Below are 17,518 nucleotides of genomic sequence, written 5' to 3' on the forward strand. Positions count from 1 at the left end.
CCGCCGAACCAAGATCCGTTCTCGGCCGGCGCTGCCGACGCTATAACAACTCACGTCCCCGGTGGATACGCTCCAAGGCGCAGCAGATGAGTCGCCTTTCGGCGTACCCGCGGCATCCCGCGATCCGGCATCGTCAAGCCCGCAAGCACCGGACGCCGCGGAAGGAACGACAGATGACGTCAGCAGTAGCGCCTCGCACGCAGCAGGCCGCCGTCTTCGTCCTCGGCCGGCGGTGGCGCCGGGCCACGCTGATCCTGCACATCATCGCGGGCGGGGCCTGGATCGGCATCGACGTGATGGTCGCCGTCCTGGTCGGCACGGGCCGGTTCGCGACGGACCCCGAGCTCCGCGCTCTGGCCTACCGCGCGCTGGCCGCGTTCGTGGTCTGGCCGATGCTGACGTCCGGGCTGGTCTGCCTGGCGACCGGGCTGGTGCTGGGTCTGTGCACCAAATGGGGTCTGCTCCGGTACTGGTGGGTGGCGGTGAAGCTGGCCCTGAACCTGGTGCTCTGCACGCTGATCGTGGTGGCCCTGGAGCCGGGCATGGACGCCGTCGCGGCGTACGGCCGCGGTCTGACCACGGGGGGCGAGGCACCGAACGAGATCTCGTCGCTGTTCTTCCCGCCGGCCGTATCCTTGACCGCCTTGACGATCGCCACGGTGCTGGGCGTGCTGAAGCCGTGGGGACGGATCAGGCGGCGGCGCCCCGCCGCGGCGATCGGGCCGCGACAACGAGAAGAGGCGCCATGACATCCACCGCTGCCGGGCGAACGGCTGGTGCCGTCGGTCAGATCCTGCTGGGCGCGATCCTGCTCCTGGCCGGCACCGCCCACCTGACGGTCACCCGCGAGGAGTTCCTGGCCCAGGTGCCGTCCTGGATGCCCCTCGACGCGGACTTCGTCGTGGTCGCCTCGGGTGTGGTCGAGGTCCTGCTCGGCCTGGCCCTGCTCGCCGTCTGGAAGCAGCCCGCGCGCGGCATCACCGGGGCGGTGGTGGCGGCGTTCTTCGTGGCGGTCTTCCCGGGCAACATCGCCCAGTACACCGAACACAAGGACGGCTTCGGCCTGAACACCGACGCGGCCCGGGCGGTCAGGTTGCTCTTCCAGCCGGCGCTGGTGCTGTGGGCACTCGCGACGACTGGCGCGGTCGGCACCCTGCGGACACTGTGGAGGCAGCGGATGAGCAACTGAGCGAAGCTCACGCCGGGCGCAATGCCGGCCGGGCGGAGGCCGAGCGTGCGCGGGTCGGGCTCGCCGGGTCGCGCGGGGGTTGGGCGTGCGTGGGTCGGGCTCGCCGTGTCGGGCGGGGGGTTGGGCGTGCGTGGGTCGGGCTCGCCGGGGCGCGCGCGGAGGTCAAGCGCGCGCGGGCCGGGCTCGCTGGATCGGGCGGGCGGGCGGGTCGCGGGTCGCGGGTTCGGGTCGCGGGTTCGGGGCGGAGCGGTCATGCTCTGCGGCATGAGCGAAGCCGGGAAGCACCGAGGATGAGCGCCGCCGATCTGCGGGCGCTGCTTGTCGCCGACCATGTCACGCATGTGCCGGGCGTCTACGATCCGGCCAGTGCCGCGCTTGCCGTGCGGGCCGGGCATCGGGCCGTGCACCTGTCCGGGGCGGCGATTGCGGCCACCATGCTCGGCCGGCCCGATCTCGGCTTCGGCGCGGCCACGCAGATCGCCGACCGGGCGGCCACACTGGTCCGGGCGCTCGGCGGCATGCCGCTGCTCGCCGACGCGGACATCGGCTACGACAGCCCGGACCACGCCGTGTGGACCGCGCTGGCGTATCAGCGGGCCGGGATCAGCGGTCTGTGCCTCGACGACGAGGAGGACGCCGGCCGTTCGGCTGCGCGGATCGTCGCGATGGCCGGGCAGGTGCCGGGGGTCACGCTCGTCGTGCAGGCCCGGGGGCGGGATCTGGGCGCGACCGTCGAACGGTGCCGGGCGTACGCGGCTGCCGGCGCGCACGCGGTGCTGCCGGTCATCGCTGACGAGGCGGACGATCTCGGGCGGGTGCGGGCCGCACTGCCCGGCGTGCCGCTGGTGGTCAGCCGCTCGGAGACCGCGACCGGCGGTCCGCGGCTGACCGACGCCGAGCTGGCCGCCCTTGGTGTGCGGCTGGTCCTGCATCCGCTTGCCGCCGTGCTGGCCGCGCTGCGGGCGGCATCGCTCGTCTACCGTGCGATTCTCGAGGAGGGGAACGCCGAACGGGTCGACCGGCTGCCGCTGGGCGCGTTCGCGACGCTCACCGAGCAGGCCGAGGCGTCGGTCACCGCCGCGATCAACCGGATCGACACCTAGCTGATCCGTGCGGGACCCGCCCGACCCGGCACCGCTGATCAGGGCCGGCCCGCCCGACCCGGCACAGTTGATCAGTGAGGGTCGGCCTGACCCGGCATGACTGATCGCGCGGGACAGCCCGATCCGGCACCGCTGATCAGAGCCGGCCCGCCTGACCCGGCCGGGCTTGATCTGTGCAGGACGGACGCGACCAGGCCGGGTCGGGGAGCCCATGGCAGCGGGTCAGGGCTGCATCTCGTAGGCCCCGCTGAGCGACACCACCTGCTCCCACACGTTCGCCGTACGAGAGTCCTCCCAGACCGGCCGGCGGATGTGGGCGATCGCCCAGGCCGTCTGGGCCTCCGTTGCCGCCGCCTTGCCCGCCAGTTCCGTCGCGTACCCGGAGAAGTCCTGGATCAGGATCGCGAAGATCTCGTCCAGCAGGCCGCGGTCCAGGCCGGTCAGCTCGGCCTGTTCCAGGATCAGCTGGCCGTAGACCACCAGCGCGAACAGCTGGCCCAGCGCCAGCAGGAAGTCCAGGTCACGCTGCTGCTGCTCGTCCGGGGCGTGGGCGCGGAGCAGCGCGCACAGTCCGTCGGCCTGGTCGCGGAAGAGGGCGACGTTGGGCAGGTCCGCGTGGTTGTCGTAGGCCGTGCGCCAGTCGTGGAAGCGGATCGCGCCCAGGCCGCGGGCCGGGCCCTGGCGGAACAGGAACGTGTCGTCGGCCGGGTCGTGGCGTTGCGGCACCGGCGGGAACTCGGTCGGTGCGAACAGGTAGTTCGGCATGAACTTCAGGATCAGGGCCAGGTTGACGTGCACCGTGCCCTCGAGTTTCGGCAGGCCGCGGATGTCCTTGGCGGCCTTGTCGAAGTAGGTGTCCGCCTCGAAGCCCTTCGCGGCGATCACGTCCCAGAGCAGGTCGATGACCCGTTCGCCCTCGGTGGTGACCTTCATCTTGGTCATCGGGTTGAACAGCAGGTAGCGGCGGTCGTCGGGGCCGGCGGAGCGCAGGTAGTCCACGGCGCGGTCGCTGAACAGCTTCATCGCGACCAGCCGGGCGTACGCGTCGGTCAGTTCCCGGCGCACGTGCGGGAAGTCCGTGACCGGCTTGCCGTACAGCACGCGGCGGTGGGCGTGGGTGACGGCCTCGTACATCGCGTGCTCGCAGATGCCGATGGCGGCGGTGCAGAGGTTGAACTTGCCCACGTTGACGGTGTTGAGCGCGGCGTCGAACGCGGCCCGGCCGGTGTGCAGCACGTCCTGGTCGCGGACCGGGTAGTCGGCCAGCCGGAACTCGCTGACGAACATCTGGCCGTTCACCACGTTCTTGACCAGGTGGTACGCGGGGTGCCGGCGGTCCGCGGCGAAGAACACGTACCCGTCGGGGCCGTCGATGTCGGCCCGGCGGCCGAAGACCGACACCAGGCCGGCGACGTTGCCGTTGCCGATGTAGTACTTGGTGCCGTTCGCCCGGAAGCCGCCCGCGCCGTCCGGGGTGAGGATCATGTCGGTGGCGTAGATGTCGGCGCCGTGGCCGCGTTCGGACAGGCCGAACGCCATGACGTGGCCGTCGGCGAGCAGCTGGGCGGCGTGGGACCTGGCCGCCTGGTTGGCGCTCTGCCACACCGGGCCCAGGCCCAGCACGGTGACCTGCCAGGTGTACCAGTAGCCGAGGCCGTAGAAGCCGAGGATCTCGCTGAGCGCGGCGTTGCGCGCGGTGTCCCAGCGCTTGGCCGGGTCACCGCCGCCGTCGGCCGCCGGGGTGAGGAACGTGGCGAACAGGCCCTCCTTGGCGGCGAAGTCCAGGAAGTCGCCGTACCAGGCCCGGTCGATGTAGCTGTCGATCAGGGCCTTCTTGCCGCGGTTCTCGAAGAACTCGACGGTGGCGCGCAGCAGCCGGCGGCTCTCCGGGTCGAGGTGCGCCGGGTCGTACGTCGTCGGGTTGAACAGCAGCGAGTCCGCCATGACGGCGTCCCCTTTCTCTCCGGTGGGTGCGGGTCAGCGGTCCAGGCCGCGGAGGGTGGTGAGGACGTCGTCGAGCCAGTCGAGCACCATCCGCTCGTACGCGATGCCGCCGCGCAGCACGGTGTGTTGCAGCCGCTGCTGGAGGTCGAGGGCGTCGGCGTCGGGGAAGTCCCGGCGCTCGCCGGTCAGGTAGCGGCCGAGGGTGGCCTCGTGGGTGGCGCGGTAGCGCTCGACCTCCGCGAGCAGCGCGGTCCGCCCGTCGGCGTCGTTGAACGCCGCGCCGCGGATCTTGACTGCCAGCTCGTGCCGGACCGCCTCGGGCTGCACCGGCGCCCGCAGCCACGCGGTGAGGACGGCCCGGCCGGTCGCCGCCACGGAGTAGGACCGTTTGTCGGGCCGGCCGCCCTGGCCGATCTCCTCCGCGGTGACCCAGCCGTCGGTCTCCATCCGCTTGAGCACCCGGTAGATCTGCTGGTGGGTCGCGGTCCAGAACCGGCCGATCGAGCGTTCGAAGCGCCGGGCCAGCTCGTATCCGGATCCGGGCTGCTCCAGCAGGGAGACCAGGATCGCGTGTTCGAGGGCCATGGGAGCATCCTGCTATGCAACTCGTTGCATAGCAACCGCCACGTCGAGGTCGGCCACCAGTCGCGCGGCGGTGATCCGGGTCCGGCCCGGGTCCGCGGCTGGGTGTGCTCGGACCGACGAACACGTAGTCGATCCGCCGCCGGTGCCCCGGCCGGCCGATCTTCCGCTCGATCTCGGCGGTGGCCAGCGGGTTGTCGACCGTCCAGGTGTGGCCGGGTCCGTCACCGACCACGGCCCAGACGTCGTGGCAGTGCACTGCAGGCCGCTCAGGCAGCGGATGCTCGCCGCCCAAGTCCGGACCCTGGCCGGAGGACGTGGGCCTAGACCCGGCGCAGCACCGAGACGATCTTGCCCAGGATCACCGCGCGGTCGCCGTTGATCGGCTCGTACGCCGGGTTGCGCGGCTCCAGCAGCACGTGCCCGCCCCGGCGCCGGAAGACCTTCACCGTGGCCTCCTCGTCGATCATCGCGGCCACGATGTCCCCGTTGTACGCCTCGGGCTGTTGCCGCACCACCACGATGTCGCCGTCGCAGATCGCCGCGTCGATCATCGAGTCGCCCTGGACCCGCAGGCAGAACAGGGTGCCCCGGCCGACCAGGTCCCGGGGCAGCGTGAGGGTGTCTTCCAGCTCCTGGTCCGCCATGATCGGGCTGCCGGCCGCGATGGCGCCGAGCAGCGGCACGCCCACGGTCGCCGCGTCGCCGCCGGGCCGGTCCGCCGGCGCCAGGAACATCCGCACGTCGATCGGCCGGGTCACGGCGCGGCCCCGGCGCAGGAAGTCCCGCTCCTCCAGCACGCGCAGGTGCCTGCTGACCGACGACGTCGAGGCCAGCCCCACCGCGTCGCCGATCTCGCGGGTGGACGGCGCGTGGCCGTATCGCACGGCCCAGTCCCGGATCACGGACAGGATCGCCCGCTGCCGGGAGGTGAGCGTGGACGTGTCGAGGTCCTCAGCCGGTAGCACCCCATGATCTTGACCTATGCCCGGCCAACTCGCGTCCCGGCACGCCCGGGGCCGGCGGCCCGGCTTCGTGCCCCCTTAAACCAGAGGCGGTGCGGGGCCGCGGTCGGCCAGCGCCACGGGCCCGGCGTCGTCGAAGCCCTCCGCCCGGAGCCGCTCGCCGATGCGGTGCAGAGCCGTGCGCAGCCGCCACTTGGCCGTCCCCTCCGGAATGTCCAGCGCCTGGGCGACTTCCCGGTAGGTCAGGCCGTCGTAGTACGCCAGCAGGATCGCCTGCCGGTGCGCGGCCGGCAGGTCGGCCACCGCCTGCCGCACCTGCCGGGCCGCCGCCGCGGCCAGCACGTCCTCCTCGACCTGGTGCGGCACCGCCTGCCCGGCGGCCGTCCGGGCCCGCTCCTGCGCCTCCTCGGAGCCGGCGACGAGCGCCGCGTGCAGCCGCACGTCGTTCTCCACCGGGAGCGCGCGCACGTCAGTCACATCCCATCGTCGCGGCCACGGCCAGGAAGTCCGCGGCGACGGCCGGGTCCCCGCCGATCTCGGCGTGCGCCGCCGGGCCGGTGAGCCGGCCGGCCAGCAGCCGGCAGAACCGCTCCGCGGGCAGCGAGATCTCCGCGACCACGGCACCGCCGGTCGGGGCCGCGGGGGAGAGCCCGACCAGGTGGATCCCGCCGCCCTCGCCGGTCAGCGCCAGCCGGACCGCCCGGCCCGGGTGGGCCCGGCCGGCGGCCGCCAGCGCGGCCGGCAGCAGCGGCAGCGCAAACCCGACGATGTCGGCGATCTGCTGCCCGCCGGGCCGACGCGGCGGCAGGTCCAGCACCCGCCGGACGTCCTCCGCGTGGGTCCAGGTCTCAAAACCCCGCTGGATCAGGGCCTCGCGCAGGGGGCGCCGGATCGCCCGGCGCCCGGCCAGCGGCACCTGCCGCTCCCGCAGCCGGCTGCCCCGGCGGCCGACCACCTCGACGAGAGCGCCGGCCTGGCGGCGCCAGCTCAGCCGTACGTCCGCCGGCGACCGGGCGTCGACCGGGGACGGGTCGAGGCCGGCCGCGGTGGCGACCAGCCCGTCGTTGGCGTGCAGGTGCACCATCAGCTCGCGCAGCGAGCCGTGCGGGGCCGACGGGAGCTGCCAGTGCGCCGGCGACAGCTCGCTCACCAGCCGGTCCAGCTCCGCGACCCGGGTCCGGTACAGCTCGGTCAGCCGGCCGAGCTCGGCGGCGTCGCGCGGGCCGGTGTGGTCGGCCGGTCGCGCGGCGAGGGCGGCGGCCAGCACGCGGGAGCGCAGCCCGGGCGCCGGGGCGCGGGCCGCGGACGCCCCGATCCAGCCGGCCGCCTGCCGCAGCCGGGCGATCTCGGCCGCGCACGCCGGGCAGCCGCTCGCGTGCCCGGCGACCGACCGCGCCTCCTCGGCCGAACAGGCGTCGATCGCGTACGGGCCGGCGAGATCGCCGACATGACCGTTGTCGAGCAACTCGGTCTCCACTGCGACGTGGGATGGAGAGCCGAGGCTCGCACCCGCCGCCCCCGGGCCATGTCGGCAATCCGAAGCTGTGACAACCTGCACAGCCGCCACAACCGGCAAAGGCGACAGCGCCTCTGTCGGGCACCCTGGCCGCGCATCCGGCCGTGCCGCCGGACACCGATTTCACCCGGCGCCGGGTTCACAGCCAGGTGGTGCCGAGGGCTTTGTCTCCCCGGGCGGAGGTCTGTCCACTGTGAGCGACGCGCCGCGGGCCCGGCGAGACCCCACGGCGGTACGCTGACCGGGTGGCTGCCGGCACCGCGGTGAGCGCCGACGAGTTCTTCGCCGGCCACGACGCGGCGCGCGCCGCGTACGACCGGGTGTGCACGATGCTGACCGCGATCGGGCCGTTCGGCGTACGGATCACCAAGAGCCAGGTCGCCTTCCGCCGCCGCCGCGGTTTCGCCGCGCTCTGGCGGCCCGGGCAGTATCTGGCCAGGCCGGGTGCCGAGGTGGTGCTCTCGATCGCCCTCGGCCGGCGGGACCCCTCGCCCCGCTTCAAGGAGGTCGCCCACCCCGCGCCGCGGCAGTGGATGCACCACCTGGAGGTGCACCGGATCGGCGAGCTCGACGACGAGGTGGCGGGCTGGCTGCGGGAGGCCGCCGAGCGGGCCGGATGAGCGCCCGTCGAGTCGTGCCCCGCAGCCCGCGCCGTGTCGTACGGTGAGCCGATGGAGATCGCCGTTCGCCGCCGGGCCGCCGACGCCCTCCGGCAGCTGCTTCCCGCGCTGACCGAGGACGCGACCCGGCGCCTCGGGCACACCGGCGCGGTGGCGTTCCTGGCCCGCCTCGAGACCTCCCTGCTGGACATCTTCGAGCCGCTGGACGCCGTCTACGGCGAGCCGCTGCTCGACCGGATGGTCCAGGTCGCCCTGGCCGCGGCGGAACAACGCCCGGACCCGCTGCGTGACCTCGACCGCCGGCGGGAGGTGGACCGCAACTGGTACCAGCGCGCCCGGATGGTCGGCTACGTCTGCTACGCCGACCGGTTCGCCGGCACCCTCGCCGAGCTGCCGGGCAAGCTGGACTACCTGGACGAGCTGGGTGTGACGTACCTGCACCTGATGCCGCTGCTCAAGCCCCGGCCCGGCGAGAACGACGGCGGCTACGCGGTGATGGACTACCGCGAGGTGGACCCGCGGCTGGGCAGCATGGCGGACCTGGCCGCGGTGGCGGAGGCGCTGCGGGCGCGCGGCATGAGCCTCTGCGTGGACCTGGTGCTCAACCACACCGCCATGGAGCACCCGTGGGCCCGGGGCTGGGCGGCCGGCGACCCGGCGTACGAGAACTTCTACCTGAAGTTCCCCGACCGCGAGCAGCCGGACGCCTACGAGCGCACGATCGTGCCGGTCTTCCCGGACCGCGCGCCCGGGTCCTTCACCTACTCCGAGGAGCTGGGCGCCTGGGTCTGGACGACCTTCTGGAGCTACCAGTGGGACCTGGACTACCGCAATCCCGCGGTGTTCCAGGCCATGCTGGAGACCATCCTGTGGCTGGCCAACCAGGGCATCGACATCTTCCGGCTGGACGCGGTGCCGTTCATCTGGAAGCGGCTCGGCACCACCTGCATGAACCAGCCCGAGGTGCACCTGCTGGTGCAGGCGCTGCACGCGCTGACCCGGCTGGCCGCGCCCGGGGTCATCTTCAAGGCCGAGGCCATCGTGGCCCCCGACGACCTGGTGCCCTACCTCGGCGGCCACGAGCGCTACCGGCCGGAGTGCGAGCTGGCCTACCACAACCAGCTCATGGTGCTGCTGTGGAGCAGCCTGGCCACCCGCGACGCCCGGCTGATGGCCCAGTCGCTGGGCCGGATGCGGGAGATCCCGGCCGAGGCGTCCTGGGTGACCTACGTGCGCGGGCACGACGACATCGGCTGGGCGATCAGCGCCGAGGACGCCGCGGCGGTCGGCTGGGACTGGTGGAACCACCGCAACTTCCTCAACAAGTTCTACTCCGGCGACTACTGGCAGTCGTACGCCCGCGGGGCGCTCTTCCAGGAGAACCCGGAGACCGGCGACGCCCGGATCTCCGGCTCGGCCGCGTCGCTGTGCGGCCTGGAGGCGGCCGGCACGCCGGCCGAACGGGACCGGGCGATCCGCCGGCTGGTGCTGCTCTACAGCGTGGCCTTCGCGTACGGGGGCATCCCGCTGATCTACATGGGCGACGAGCTGGCGCTGACCAACGACGCCTCGTACCGCGACGACCCGGCCCTGGCCGACGACAACCGGTGGATGCACCGCCCGCGGATGGACTGGGTGGCCGCCGAGCAGCGGCACGACCCGGCGACGGTGCCGGGCCGGGTGTTCGCCTGGATGCGGCGGCTCTCGGCGGCCCGCAAGGACCTGCTGGCGCTGCGGACCGGCGGCGAGATCGCGGTGCTCGGCGTCGACAACGGCGCGGTCTTCGCCTGGCGCCGGCGGCACCCGCGCAGCGGCCACTTCGTCGGGCTGGCGAACTTCTCCGAAGAGCCGCAGACGGTCGACACGGCCACGTTCGGCCACCTCGGCTGGCTGGAGACCGCGCTGAGCAGCGACGGGCCGCTGACGGTCCACGAGGGCCGCGCGCACCTGCCCGGCCTGGGCTTCGCCTGGCTGGTCCAGCGTTGAGTCGATCTGCCCGCCGATAGGACGATGAGCGGATGCGAAGGCTGGAGGAGCACACACTCGGTCTGATCATCGTGGTCGGCGCCTACACCGTCGGGCTGGTGGGCATCGCCGGAGCCGCGGAGCCGGGCGTCGCCGAAGGGTCCGCGGTGCTCGCGGCCCCGCTGGCGACCTTCGGCGGCGCCAAGATCGGTCACGGGAGCGGACGGCAGGCCGGCTTCTCCCGGTTCGACGGCTGGCTGGCGGCGTTCTCGGTGGCCGCCGCCGTCGCGGCTGCCCTGCTCATGATCGACGACAGCGAGCGGAGGACCGCGTCGATCTCGCTGATCGTGGCCGCGCTGGGCATCGGCCTGGCTCACGTCTGGCACCACTGGCTCAGCTCGGAGGCGTCGAGCGACTCCCTCCGGCACACCGACGAGATCTTCGGCTGGTCGTTGCTCGGCGGGGCGTCCCTGGTCGGGCTGGCCTGGATCTGGTGGGACCGCGACAACGCGGAGATGGTCGCGACCATCGCGGCGGCCGGGGTCACCGTCGGCGGCACCTTCCTGGGCCATGCGCGCGGCCGGCGCACGGCGCTCACCACCCATGCACGGTCCCGTCCTCCAGCCGGTTCACCGGCAGCGACGCCGGCCGGTACGGATATCTCGCCGCCAGCTCCTCATTGAGGTCCACGCCCAGCCCCGGCTCCTCGGACGGGTGCAGGTAGCCGTCGGCGTACCGGTAGGTGTGCGGGAACACCGCGTCCGTCTCCGCGCTGTGCGGCATGTACTCCTGGAGCCCGAAGTTCGGGATGCTCAGGTCGACGTGCAGTGCCGCCGCCAGGCACACCGGTGACAGGTCCGTCGCGCCGTGCGAGCCGCTGCGCACGTGGTGCAGCCCGGCCAGGTCGAGGATGCGGCGCAGGTGGGTGATCCCGCCGGCGTGCACCACGCTGGTCCGGATGTAGTCGATGAGCTGCTCGGTGATCAGCGTCCGGCAGTCCCAGACGCTGTTGAACACCTCGCCGACCGCGAGCGGCGTGGTGGTGTGCCGCCGGATCAGCCGGTAGCCCTCCTGCAGCTCCGCCGGCACCGGGTCCTCCAGCCAGGTCAGCCCGTACGGCTCCAGCGACCGGCCCAGCGCGGCGGCCTCGATCGGGGTCAGCCGGTGGTGCGCGTCGTGCAGCAGCCGCAGCTCGGGGCCGAACTCGGCGCGGACCCGGGCGAAGACCCCCGGTACGTGCGCCAGGTACCGCGGCGTCGACCACCTCGTCTCGGCGGGCAGCGCCGACCCGGCCGGCTCGTAGGTGCGGGCGTCCGCGCTCACGCCGTACGTGCCGGTGAGGCCGGGCACCCCGGTCTGCACCCGGACCGCCCGGTAGCCGGCGCCGACCAGCCGGGCCACGTCGGTCAGCACGCCGTCGACGGTCTCCGCGGCGGCGTGGCCGTAGACCGTCACGCCGTCCCGGCTGCGCCCGCCCAGCAGCTGGTAGACCGGCAGCCCGGCGACCTTGCCCTTGAGATCCCACAGCGCGGTGTCCACGGCGGCGATCGCGCTCATCGTCACCGGCCCGCGCCGCCAGTACGCGCCCTGGTAGAGCAGCTGCCAGGTGTCCTCGATCCGGGCCGGGTCCCGGCCGGTGAGCAACGGCACGACGTGCTCGCTCAGGTACGCCGCGACCGCCAGCTCGCGGCCGTTCAGGGTGGCGTCGCCGACCCCGGTCAGCCCCTCGTCGGTGACGATCTTCAGGGTCACGAAGTTGCGCCCCGGGCAGGTCACGATCACCCGGGCCCCGGCGATGCGCATCTCAGTCGCCCTCGTCGCGGACCCGGGCCACCAGCTGGGTCGGGTTGACGAAGCGCAGCGCCAGCACGAGCAGCACCAGCATCATCGACGTGTAGATGACCGCCATCGCGTCGATCGACTGCTGGGCCCGGATGCCGGCCGCCGACATCGAGTAGTAGAGGGCGACGACCAGCGTCTGCGAGTCCGGCCCGGCGGTCAGGAAGGTCAGCTCGAACATGCCCACGGTGCGGACCAGCACCAGGATCGAGGCGGCCAGGATGCCCGGCACCAGCAGCGGCGCCAGGATGCGGACGAACACCTGCCGGGTGCCGGCGCCGCACATCCGGGCGGCCCGTTCCACCGCCGGGTCGATCTGCTCGATGAACGGCGTCATGGTCAGGATCACGAACGGCACCGACGGCACCAGGTTGGCCAGCACCACGCCGGAGAGGTTGCCCGCGAAGCCGTACTTGTAGAGCACGGTCGCCAGCGGGATGCCGTAGGTGATCGGTGGCATCAGGATCGGCAGCAGGAACAGCAGGTAGAGCAGCCGGCGCCCGGGGAAGCTGCGCCGGGCCAGCACGTACGCGGCCGGCACCCCGATCAGCACCGCGATGCCCACCACCAGCGCCGACACCTCCAGGGTCACGATCAGCACCGGCAGCAGGGTGAACTCGTCCCAGGCCTGGGCGTACCAGTCCGGGGTCCAGCCCAGCGGCAGCCAGGTGTCGAACCACCGGGTGCCGAACGAGCTGACCACCACCGAGCCGATGACCCCGGCCAGGAAGATGAAGAACGCGACGACCGTGCCCCAGACCAGCCACGCCGCCGGGGTCGCCACGATCGCCCGCCGGGTCGCCATCAGCCCTTCCCGCCGGCCGTCGATCCGGTGTAGAGCAGCGCCCGCCAGCCCAGCACCGCGGCGATGACCAGCAGCTCGACCAGGCCCATCAGCACGGCCACCGCCGAGGCGAGCGGGTAGTCGTAGCGCACGTACGCGGCGTCGTAGGCGGCGATGGACATCACCCGGGTGGTGCCGGCCGGGTCGCCGACCAGCACCGCCGACGGGAACACGCTGAACGCCAGCACGAAGGTCAGGCAGAAGGTGGTGGCCAGCCCGGGGGCCAGCAGCGGCAGCGTGATCCGCCGGAACCGCTGCCAGCGGCCGGCGCCGAGGGTCGCCGCCGCCTTCTCGAGACTCGGGTCGATCCCGGACAGGTAGGAGAGCACCAGCAGGAAGGCGAACGGGAAGCCGGTGATGACCAGCGAGAAGAACACGCCCCAGTAGTTGTTGGTGAGGCGCACCGGCGTGTCGGCCAGGCCGGTGCTCAGCAGCGTCCGGTTGAACCAGCCGGTCGGGCCGAGGAAGTTCAGCAGGCCCTGCGCGGTCAGCACGGTGCCCAGGGTGATCGGCACGACCAGCAGGGTGGTCAGCAACCGCTTGCCGCGGAACCGGCCGCGCATCCGGTACGCGATGGGCACCGAAGCCGCCACGTTCAGCAGCGCCGCCGGCAGCGACAGCCGCAACGTGGTGAGGATCGTGTCCCGCAGGTACGCGTCGGTGAAGAACTCCCGGTACGCCCCCAGCGTCCCGCCCCGGTTCGGCTGGAACGACAGGCCCACGCCGTACAGGAAGGGGTAGATGAACAGGGTGACCACGAACAACGCCGCGGGCAGCAGCAACAGCAACTGCCGGTCCACGCCGCGCTCGGCGAGCCGGTGCCGCAGCGCGGGCCGGTCCAGCACCGCCGTCATCGCGGGTCCCCGGCCGGGAAGACCAGCAGCCGCCCGGGCTCGGCGCTGACGGTGATCCGGTCGCCGAGCGCCGGCCGGTCCGCCGAGCGCAGGTGCAGCGGGATGCCGCCGCCGGTCCGGGCCTCGACGGCGACCTCGCGGCCCTGGTACTCGACCACCTCCACGGTGGCCGGCAGGCCGGCGCCGCCGGCCGGGCCGATGCGCAGGTCCTCCGGGCGGATCCCGGCGATCACGTCGCTGCCCGGGGGGAACTCGCCGACCGGGGTGCCGAGCAGCTCCCGGCCGTCGACCTCAACGACGATGCTGGCGTCCCGCCGCGGCCCGGCGCGCAGCGGCAGCAGGTTGCGATAGCCCATGAAGTCGGCCACGTGCCAGTTCGCCGGCTCGGTGTGCAGCTGCTCCGGCGTGCCGATCTGCTGCACCCGGCCGTCGCGCAGCACCACCAGCCGGTCCGCCAGCGACAGCGCCTCCTCCTGGTCGTGCGTGACGTACACAGTGGTGAGTCCGAGGGACTGGTGCAGCCGCCGGATCTCGGTGCGCATCTCCAGCCGCAGCTTGGCGTCCAGGTTGGACAGCGGCTCGTCCATCAGCACCAGCGACGGCTCCAGCACGACGGCGCGGGCGATCGCCACCCGTTGCTGCTGGCCGCCGGAGAGCTGGCCGGGCAGCTTGCCCGCCTGGTCCTCCAGGTGCACCAGGCGCAGCGCCTCGTCCACCCGGCGGCGGATCTCGGCGCGCGGCACCCGCCGCATCTGCAGGCCGAACGCGATGTTCTTGCGGACCGGCAGGTGCGGGAAGAGCGCGTAGTTCTGGAACACCATGCCGAAGCCGCGGCGTTCCGGCGGCAGCACGTCGAGCCGGGACCCGTCCTGCCAGATGCTGCCGCGGGTCAGCGGCAGCAGCCCGGCCAGGCAGTTCAGCGCGGTGGACTTGCCGCAGCCGGAGGGGCCCAGCAGGGCGATGAACTCGCCCCGCTTGATCGTCAGGTCCAGCCCGGCGAGCGCCTCGTGGCCGCCGAAGCTGCGGCTGACCCCGTCCAGGCGCAGGGCCTCGAAGCTCACTTGGCCACCTTCGCGCCACCGATCTCGCGGTCCCACCGGTCGAAGGCGGCGACCAGTTCCTTCGAGCCCAGCGGCACCTCCAGCGGGCGGCCGGCGATCAGCCCGGCGTACTCGGGGCGGCCGAACTCCTCGATCGCGGCCCGGCTCTCCGGCGGCGCCATCGCCAGGTCGACGCCCTGCACCGCCGGGCCCGGGTAGAAGTAGCCCTTGTCGTACGCCTTGGCCTGCTGCTCCTTGGTGAGCATGTGGGCCAGCAGCAGCAGGACCGCCGCCTGCTTGTCGGTCGACACCCCCTTGGGCACGACGGCGTAGTGCGCGTCGGTGACCCAGTGGAAGCCCTCCAGCGTGCCGATCCTCGCCTCCTTCGGCACGGTGCCGAGCACCCGCGGGTTGATGTCCCAGCCGGTCGTCGAGGCGATGATCTTCGCGGAGCCGTTGGCCAGGTTCTTCATCGTCTCGCCGGTGCTGGACGGGTACAGCGTCACGTACTTGTTCAGCTCGGCCAGGTAGGCCCAGGTCTTGTCCCAGCCGGCCACCGGGTCCTTGGGGTTGGCGTCGCCGAGCAGGTAGGGCAGGCCCATCAGGAACGTGCGGCCGGGTCCGGAGTTCGACGGCCGGGCGTACTGCACCGCACCCGGGTTGGCCTTGGCGTAGGCGAGCAGTTCGGGCGCGGTCTTCGGCGGGTTCGGCACCTTGGCCGGCAGATACTCGATCAGCGGCCCGGACGGGTAGTAGGTGACGGTCACCCCGGAGTCCCCGGCCAGCTTCTGCATGGCCGCGGCGCCGGGCAGGTAGTCCCGCACGCCGGGCAGCCGGTCCGCGTACGTGGCCAGCAGCGGGTTCCACAGGCCCTGCTCGATGCCCGCGGAGAGCCCGTCGACCCCGGTCAGCACGAGGTCGATGTCGACCCGGTTCGCGTTCTGCTGGGCCTTGACCTTGCCGACCAGTTCCGGCGCCGGCGACTTGGAGTACGTCACCTTGCTGACGACCCCGGAGTTCCTGCTGACGAAGTCGTCGATCATGCCCTGGGTGAGCTGGAGGTTGCCGGCGACGTCGAGGATGTTGAGCGTGACGGCCTTGCCGGGTCGGGCCGGTACCGGGCCGTCGGTGTCCCCGGTGGAGCCTCCGGAGTCGGGAGCGCTGCACGCGGTGAGCAGCAGCAGGGCGGTGAGGGCGGGGAGGGCGCGTTTCATGGGGAGCCCTTTCTCAAGCGCGGGCCGGTGGAGGCCCGGACCATCAGTTGCGTGGCGAGTTCGCGGCGGGCGGTGGCGTGCCGGGCCGGGTCGTGCAGCAGGCCGATCAGCAGGTCGACGCCGGCCCGGCCGCAGGACTCCATCGGCAGCCCGACGGTGGTCAGCGAGGGGTGCACCATCCCCGCCATCGGGATGTCGTCGAAGCCGAGCACGCTGATCTCGGCGGGCACCGCGATCCCGCGCGCGGTGAAGCGGCTGAGCAGGCCCAGTGCGATGAGGTCGTTGTAGGCGATGACGGCGGTGACCCCGGCGGCGAGCACCGGGTCGGCGGCGGCGACGCCACCGTCGAACTGCGGCTGCACCGGGCCGATCTCGATCAGCTCGACCCCGGCCGCCGCGCCGACGGCCCGCAGGCCGCGGATCCGTTCCCGGTTGGACCAGGACGCGCGCGGCCCGGCGACGTACGCGATCCGCCGGTGCCCCAGGGCGGTGAGGTGGGTGACGGCCTGCCGCATGCCGTCGCCGTTGGCGAACGTGACGGACGGGATCCGGCCGATCCGGCGGTTCAGCATGACCAGCGGGGACTGCGCGGCGACGTCGCGCAGCTCCCGCTCGCCCATCCGGGGCGAGCACAGCACGATCCCGTCGACCTGCTTCGCCAGCGTCCGGACCAGCTGCACCTCGGCCGCCGGGTCCTCGTCGGTGTCGGCCAGGAAGACCGCGTAGTCGGCCTCCCGGGCCCGGGCCTGGATGCCCTTGACCACCCCCGGGAAGAACGGGTTGGCCAGGTCGGGCACGATCAGCCCGAGGTTGCCGGTGCGCCCGGTGATGAGGCCGCGGGCGGCGCGGTTGGGGGAGTAGCCGAGCTCGGCGGCGGCGCGCCGGACCCGGGCGCCGGTCTCGGCGCGGACCAGGTCCGGGTTCGACAGCGCGCGGCAGACCGTGGCCGGCGACACCCCGGCCGCCCGGGCCACGTCCTTGATCGTCACCGCCATCGGGGCCTCCGCATCGTCCGGTGGGGACTGGCGCGCTGCGGAGAGTGTGAAATCCTTTGCGGAGTGTTGTCAATAGACGATGATCAATTACTGTGGGCGCGCCGGGGCCGCGGATGAAATCGTTTGCAGAACGGCGCCGGCCGCCCGCGGTGTCGCGGGCGGCCGGTGCTGGTCGGGTCGGTGCGGTGTCAGCACCGCGTCCAGCTGAAGTTGAACAGGGTGTCGACGTCACCCTCGCTCGACCTCATCGACATGCTGCTCTTGCTGGTGGAGCTGCCGCTGTCCACCCGCAACTCGGTGTTGATGTTGAGGACCCGCTGCTCGCTGCAGGGCGAGTAGATCAGCACCGGGGCGACATCGCTGGTGTCCCAGTAGCCGTTGAGGGGACCGGTGAACGTCTCCTCGGTGCTGCTGTTGTGCGAGGACCCCTGCCAGTAGTAGTTGGTGCGCTGCAGGGCCGTCGCGCCGGAGGCGAGCCGGGCCCGGCCGCGGTACTCCGCCTTGGCAATGGCGAACGTCCACCCCGCCGGGACGGTGATGAGCGCGCCGACCTGGCAGTTCTTGCGGCGGTCGGTGGGAGCGGCGGTGCCGCCGGCCTCGGCCACGAAGTCGTAGTAGCGGATCCGGAACCCGGACTTGTCGCCGTTGGCGAACACCGAGGCGGTGCCCGGCGCGCAGCCCGAGCCGTTGGCGGCGATCACCTCGACGGTGACGGCGCCCTCCGGCACGGCGGCGGCGAGAGCGTCGTCGGCGGCGGCGCGGGCCGGCGTGGACAGCGACAGCGCCAGCACCGTACTGAGTACGGCCAGGGCCGTATATCTGCCTTTGGTCATTGCATTCCTCTCGTT

At 72.8% G+C, this 17,518-nt stretch carries 18 protein-coding genes; 6 read left to right on the forward strand and 12 right to left on the reverse strand.

Annotated features, from left to right (window positions below; all coding sequences use genetic code 11):
* The first annotated feature begins 173 nt into the window (after window positions 1-173).
* The 3 genes from ACIBQZ_RS11375 (at window position 174) to ACIBQZ_RS11385 (ending at window position 2,292) form a co-directional block, all read left to right on the forward strand.
* Window positions 174-749, forward strand: coding sequence for a hypothetical protein (locus ACIBQZ_RS11375; protein ID WP_396088461.1), 576 nt, complete (start codon window positions 174-176; stop codon window positions 747-749).
* Entirely contained in the window at window positions 746-1,189 is a 444-nt protein-coding gene (locus tag ACIBQZ_RS11380; RefSeq protein ID WP_396088462.1) for a hypothetical protein, read from the forward strand. The genes ACIBQZ_RS11375 and ACIBQZ_RS11380 overlap by 4 nt, the downstream gene beginning before the upstream one ends.
* A gap of 290 nt (window positions 1,190-1,479) precedes the next feature.
* Window positions 1,480-2,292, forward strand: a complete 813-nt coding sequence (locus tag ACIBQZ_RS11385) for an isocitrate lyase/phosphoenolpyruvate mutase family protein (protein ID WP_396088463.1) — start codon at window positions 1,480-1,482, stop codon at window positions 2,290-2,292.
* Window positions 2,293-2,514: 222 nt separating this feature from the next.
* Here the strand turns inward: ACIBQZ_RS11385 and ACIBQZ_RS11390 are convergent, their stop codons facing one another.
* From ACIBQZ_RS11390 to ACIBQZ_RS11410, 5 genes are all read right to left on the reverse strand, one after another.
* Window positions 2,515-4,236 carry an acyl-CoA dehydrogenase family protein gene (locus ACIBQZ_RS11390; protein WP_396088464.1) on the reverse strand — a complete coding sequence of 574 codons (1,722 nt, stop codon included), beginning with the start codon at window positions 4,234-4,236 and terminating at the stop codon, window positions 2,515-2,517.
* A gap of 33 nt (window positions 4,237-4,269) precedes the next feature.
* Entirely contained in the window at window positions 4,270-4,821 is a 552-nt protein-coding gene (locus tag ACIBQZ_RS11395) for a PadR family transcriptional regulator (RefSeq protein WP_396088465.1), read from the reverse strand.
* A gap of 320 nt (window positions 4,822-5,141) precedes the next feature.
* Complete coding sequence (lexA, locus tag ACIBQZ_RS11400; RefSeq protein WP_396088466.1) at window positions 5,142-5,786, reverse strand: transcriptional repressor LexA; 645 nt, start codon at window positions 5,784-5,786, stop codon at window positions 5,142-5,144.
* A gap of 75 nt (window positions 5,787-5,861) precedes the next feature.
* On the reverse strand, window positions 5,862-6,260 hold the full coding sequence (locus tag ACIBQZ_RS11405; RefSeq protein WP_396088467.1) for a sigma-70 family RNA polymerase sigma factor: 399 nt from the start codon (window positions 6,258-6,260) through the stop codon (window positions 5,862-5,864).
* The gene (locus ACIBQZ_RS11410; RefSeq protein WP_396088468.1) at window positions 6,253-7,260 is read right to left on the reverse strand and encodes a hypothetical protein; all 1,008 of its coding nucleotides are present in this window, start codon (window positions 7,258-7,260) and stop codon (window positions 6,253-6,255) included. Before ACIBQZ_RS11410 ends, ACIBQZ_RS11405 begins: the two co-directional genes overlap by 8 nt.
* 284 nt (window positions 7,261-7,544) lie before the next feature.
* On the opposite strand from ACIBQZ_RS11410, the gene ACIBQZ_RS11415 reads away from it, so the two are divergent.
* The 3 genes from ACIBQZ_RS11415 to ACIBQZ_RS11425 are packed head-to-tail and all read left to right on the forward strand — an operon-like array spanning window position 7,545 to window position 10,567.
* On the forward strand, window positions 7,545-7,919 hold the full coding sequence (locus tag ACIBQZ_RS11415) for a DUF5655 domain-containing protein (RefSeq protein ID WP_396088469.1): 375 nt from the start codon (window positions 7,545-7,547) through the stop codon (window positions 7,917-7,919).
* A 51-nt stretch (window positions 7,920-7,970) separates the two neighbouring features.
* Window positions 7,971-9,905, forward strand: coding sequence for an amylosucrase (locus ACIBQZ_RS11420; protein WP_396088470.1), 1,935 nt, complete (start codon window positions 7,971-7,973; stop codon window positions 9,903-9,905).
* Window positions 9,906-9,937: 32 nt separating this feature from the next.
* Window positions 9,938-10,567 (forward strand): hypothetical protein, encoded by a 630-nt coding sequence (locus ACIBQZ_RS11425; RefSeq protein WP_396088471.1) that lies wholly within the window; start codon window positions 9,938-9,940, stop codon window positions 10,565-10,567.
* On the opposite strand, the gene manD is transcribed toward ACIBQZ_RS11425, so the two are convergent.
* From manD to ACIBQZ_RS11460, 7 genes are all read right to left on the reverse strand, one after another.
* Complete coding sequence (gene manD / locus ACIBQZ_RS11430) at window positions 10,479-11,687, reverse strand: D-mannonate dehydratase ManD (protein ID WP_396088472.1); 1,209 nt, start codon at window positions 11,685-11,687, stop codon at window positions 10,479-10,481. The two genes, ACIBQZ_RS11425 and manD, sit on opposite strands and share 89 nt — an antisense overlap.
* A gap of 1 nt (window position 11,688) precedes the next feature.
* The gene (locus ACIBQZ_RS11435; RefSeq protein WP_396088473.1) at window positions 11,689-12,528 is read right to left on the reverse strand and encodes an ABC transporter permease; all 840 of its coding nucleotides are present in this window, start codon (window positions 12,526-12,528) and stop codon (window positions 11,689-11,691) included.
* A complete protein-coding gene (locus ACIBQZ_RS11440; RefSeq protein ID WP_396088474.1) occupies window positions 12,528-13,421 on the reverse strand; it encodes an ABC transporter permease in 894 nt (297 codons plus the stop codon). The genes ACIBQZ_RS11435 and ACIBQZ_RS11440 overlap by 1 nt, the downstream gene beginning before the upstream one ends.
* Window positions 13,418-14,482 carry an ABC transporter ATP-binding protein gene (locus ACIBQZ_RS11445; protein ID WP_396088475.1) on the reverse strand — a complete coding sequence of 355 codons (1,065 nt, stop codon included), beginning with the start codon at window positions 14,480-14,482 and terminating at the stop codon, window positions 13,418-13,420. The genes ACIBQZ_RS11440 and ACIBQZ_RS11445 overlap by 4 nt, the downstream gene beginning before the upstream one ends.
* Window positions 14,479-15,675: an extracellular solute-binding protein gene (locus ACIBQZ_RS11450; RefSeq protein ID WP_396088476.1), complete on the reverse strand. Its 1,197-nt coding sequence runs from the start codon at window positions 15,673-15,675 to the stop codon at window positions 14,479-14,481. Before ACIBQZ_RS11450 ends, ACIBQZ_RS11445 begins: the two co-directional genes overlap by 4 nt.
* Entirely contained in the window at window positions 15,672-16,670 is a 999-nt protein-coding gene (locus ACIBQZ_RS11455) for a LacI family DNA-binding transcriptional regulator (protein WP_396088477.1), read from the reverse strand. The genes ACIBQZ_RS11450 and ACIBQZ_RS11455 overlap by 4 nt, the downstream gene beginning before the upstream one ends.
* Before the next feature lie 188 nt (window positions 16,671-16,858).
* Window positions 16,859-17,503, reverse strand: coding sequence for a DUF4360 domain-containing protein (locus ACIBQZ_RS11460; RefSeq protein WP_396088478.1), 645 nt, complete (start codon window positions 17,501-17,503; stop codon window positions 16,859-16,861).
* Window positions 17,504-17,518 lie beyond the last annotated feature (15 nt).

Source organism: Actinoplanes sp. NPDC049599, from assembly GCF_044465625.1.
Classification (GTDB): domain Bacteria; phylum Actinomycetota; class Actinomycetes; order Mycobacteriales; family Micromonosporaceae; genus Actinoplanes.

Excerpts from the sequence above, each read along its gene's own strand:
- ACIBQZ_RS11395 (WP_396088465.1), bottom strand. The coding sequence starts at position 4,821 with ATGGCCCTCGAACACGCGATCCTGGTCTCCCTGCTGGAGCAGCCCGGA.
- ACIBQZ_RS11375 (WP_396088461.1), top strand. The coding sequence starts at position 174 with ATGACGTCAGCAGTAGCGCCTCGCACGCAGCAGGCCGCCGTCTTCGTC.
- ACIBQZ_RS11420 (WP_396088470.1), top strand. The coding sequence starts at position 7,971 with ATGGAGATCGCCGTTCGCCGCCGGGCCGCCGACGCCCTCCGGCAGCTG.
- ACIBQZ_RS11450 (WP_396088476.1), bottom strand. The coding sequence starts at position 15,675 with ATGAAACGCGCCCTCCCCGCCCTCACCGCCCTGCTGCTGCTCACCGCG.
- ACIBQZ_RS11455 (WP_396088477.1), bottom strand. The coding sequence starts at position 16,670 with ATGGCGGTGACGATCAAGGACGTGGCCCGGGCGGCCGGGGTGTCGCCG.
- ACIBQZ_RS11390 (WP_396088464.1), bottom strand. The coding sequence starts at position 4,236 with ATGGCGGACTCGCTGCTGTTCAACCCGACGACGTACGACCCGGCGCAC.
- ACIBQZ_RS11435 (WP_396088473.1), bottom strand. The coding sequence starts at position 12,528 with ATGGCGACCCGGCGGGCGATCGTGGCGACCCCGGCGGCGTGGCTGGTC.
- ACIBQZ_RS11425 (WP_396088471.1), top strand. The coding sequence starts at position 9,938 with ATGCGAAGGCTGGAGGAGCACACACTCGGTCTGATCATCGTGGTCGGC.
- manD (WP_396088472.1), bottom strand. The coding sequence starts at position 11,687 with ATGCGCATCGCCGGGGCCCGGGTGATCGTGACCTGCCCGGGGCGCAAC.
- ACIBQZ_RS11460 (WP_396088478.1), bottom strand. The coding sequence starts at position 17,503 with ATGACCAAAGGCAGATATACGGCCCTGGCCGTACTCAGTACGGTGCTG.
- ACIBQZ_RS11385 (WP_396088463.1), top strand. The coding sequence starts at position 1,480 with ATGAGCGCCGCCGATCTGCGGGCGCTGCTTGTCGCCGACCATGTCACG.
- ACIBQZ_RS11380 (WP_396088462.1), top strand. The coding sequence starts at position 746 with ATGACATCCACCGCTGCCGGGCGAACGGCTGGTGCCGTCGGTCAGATC.
- ACIBQZ_RS11440 (WP_396088474.1), bottom strand. The coding sequence starts at position 13,421 with ATGACGGCGGTGCTGGACCGGCCCGCGCTGCGGCACCGGCTCGCCGAG.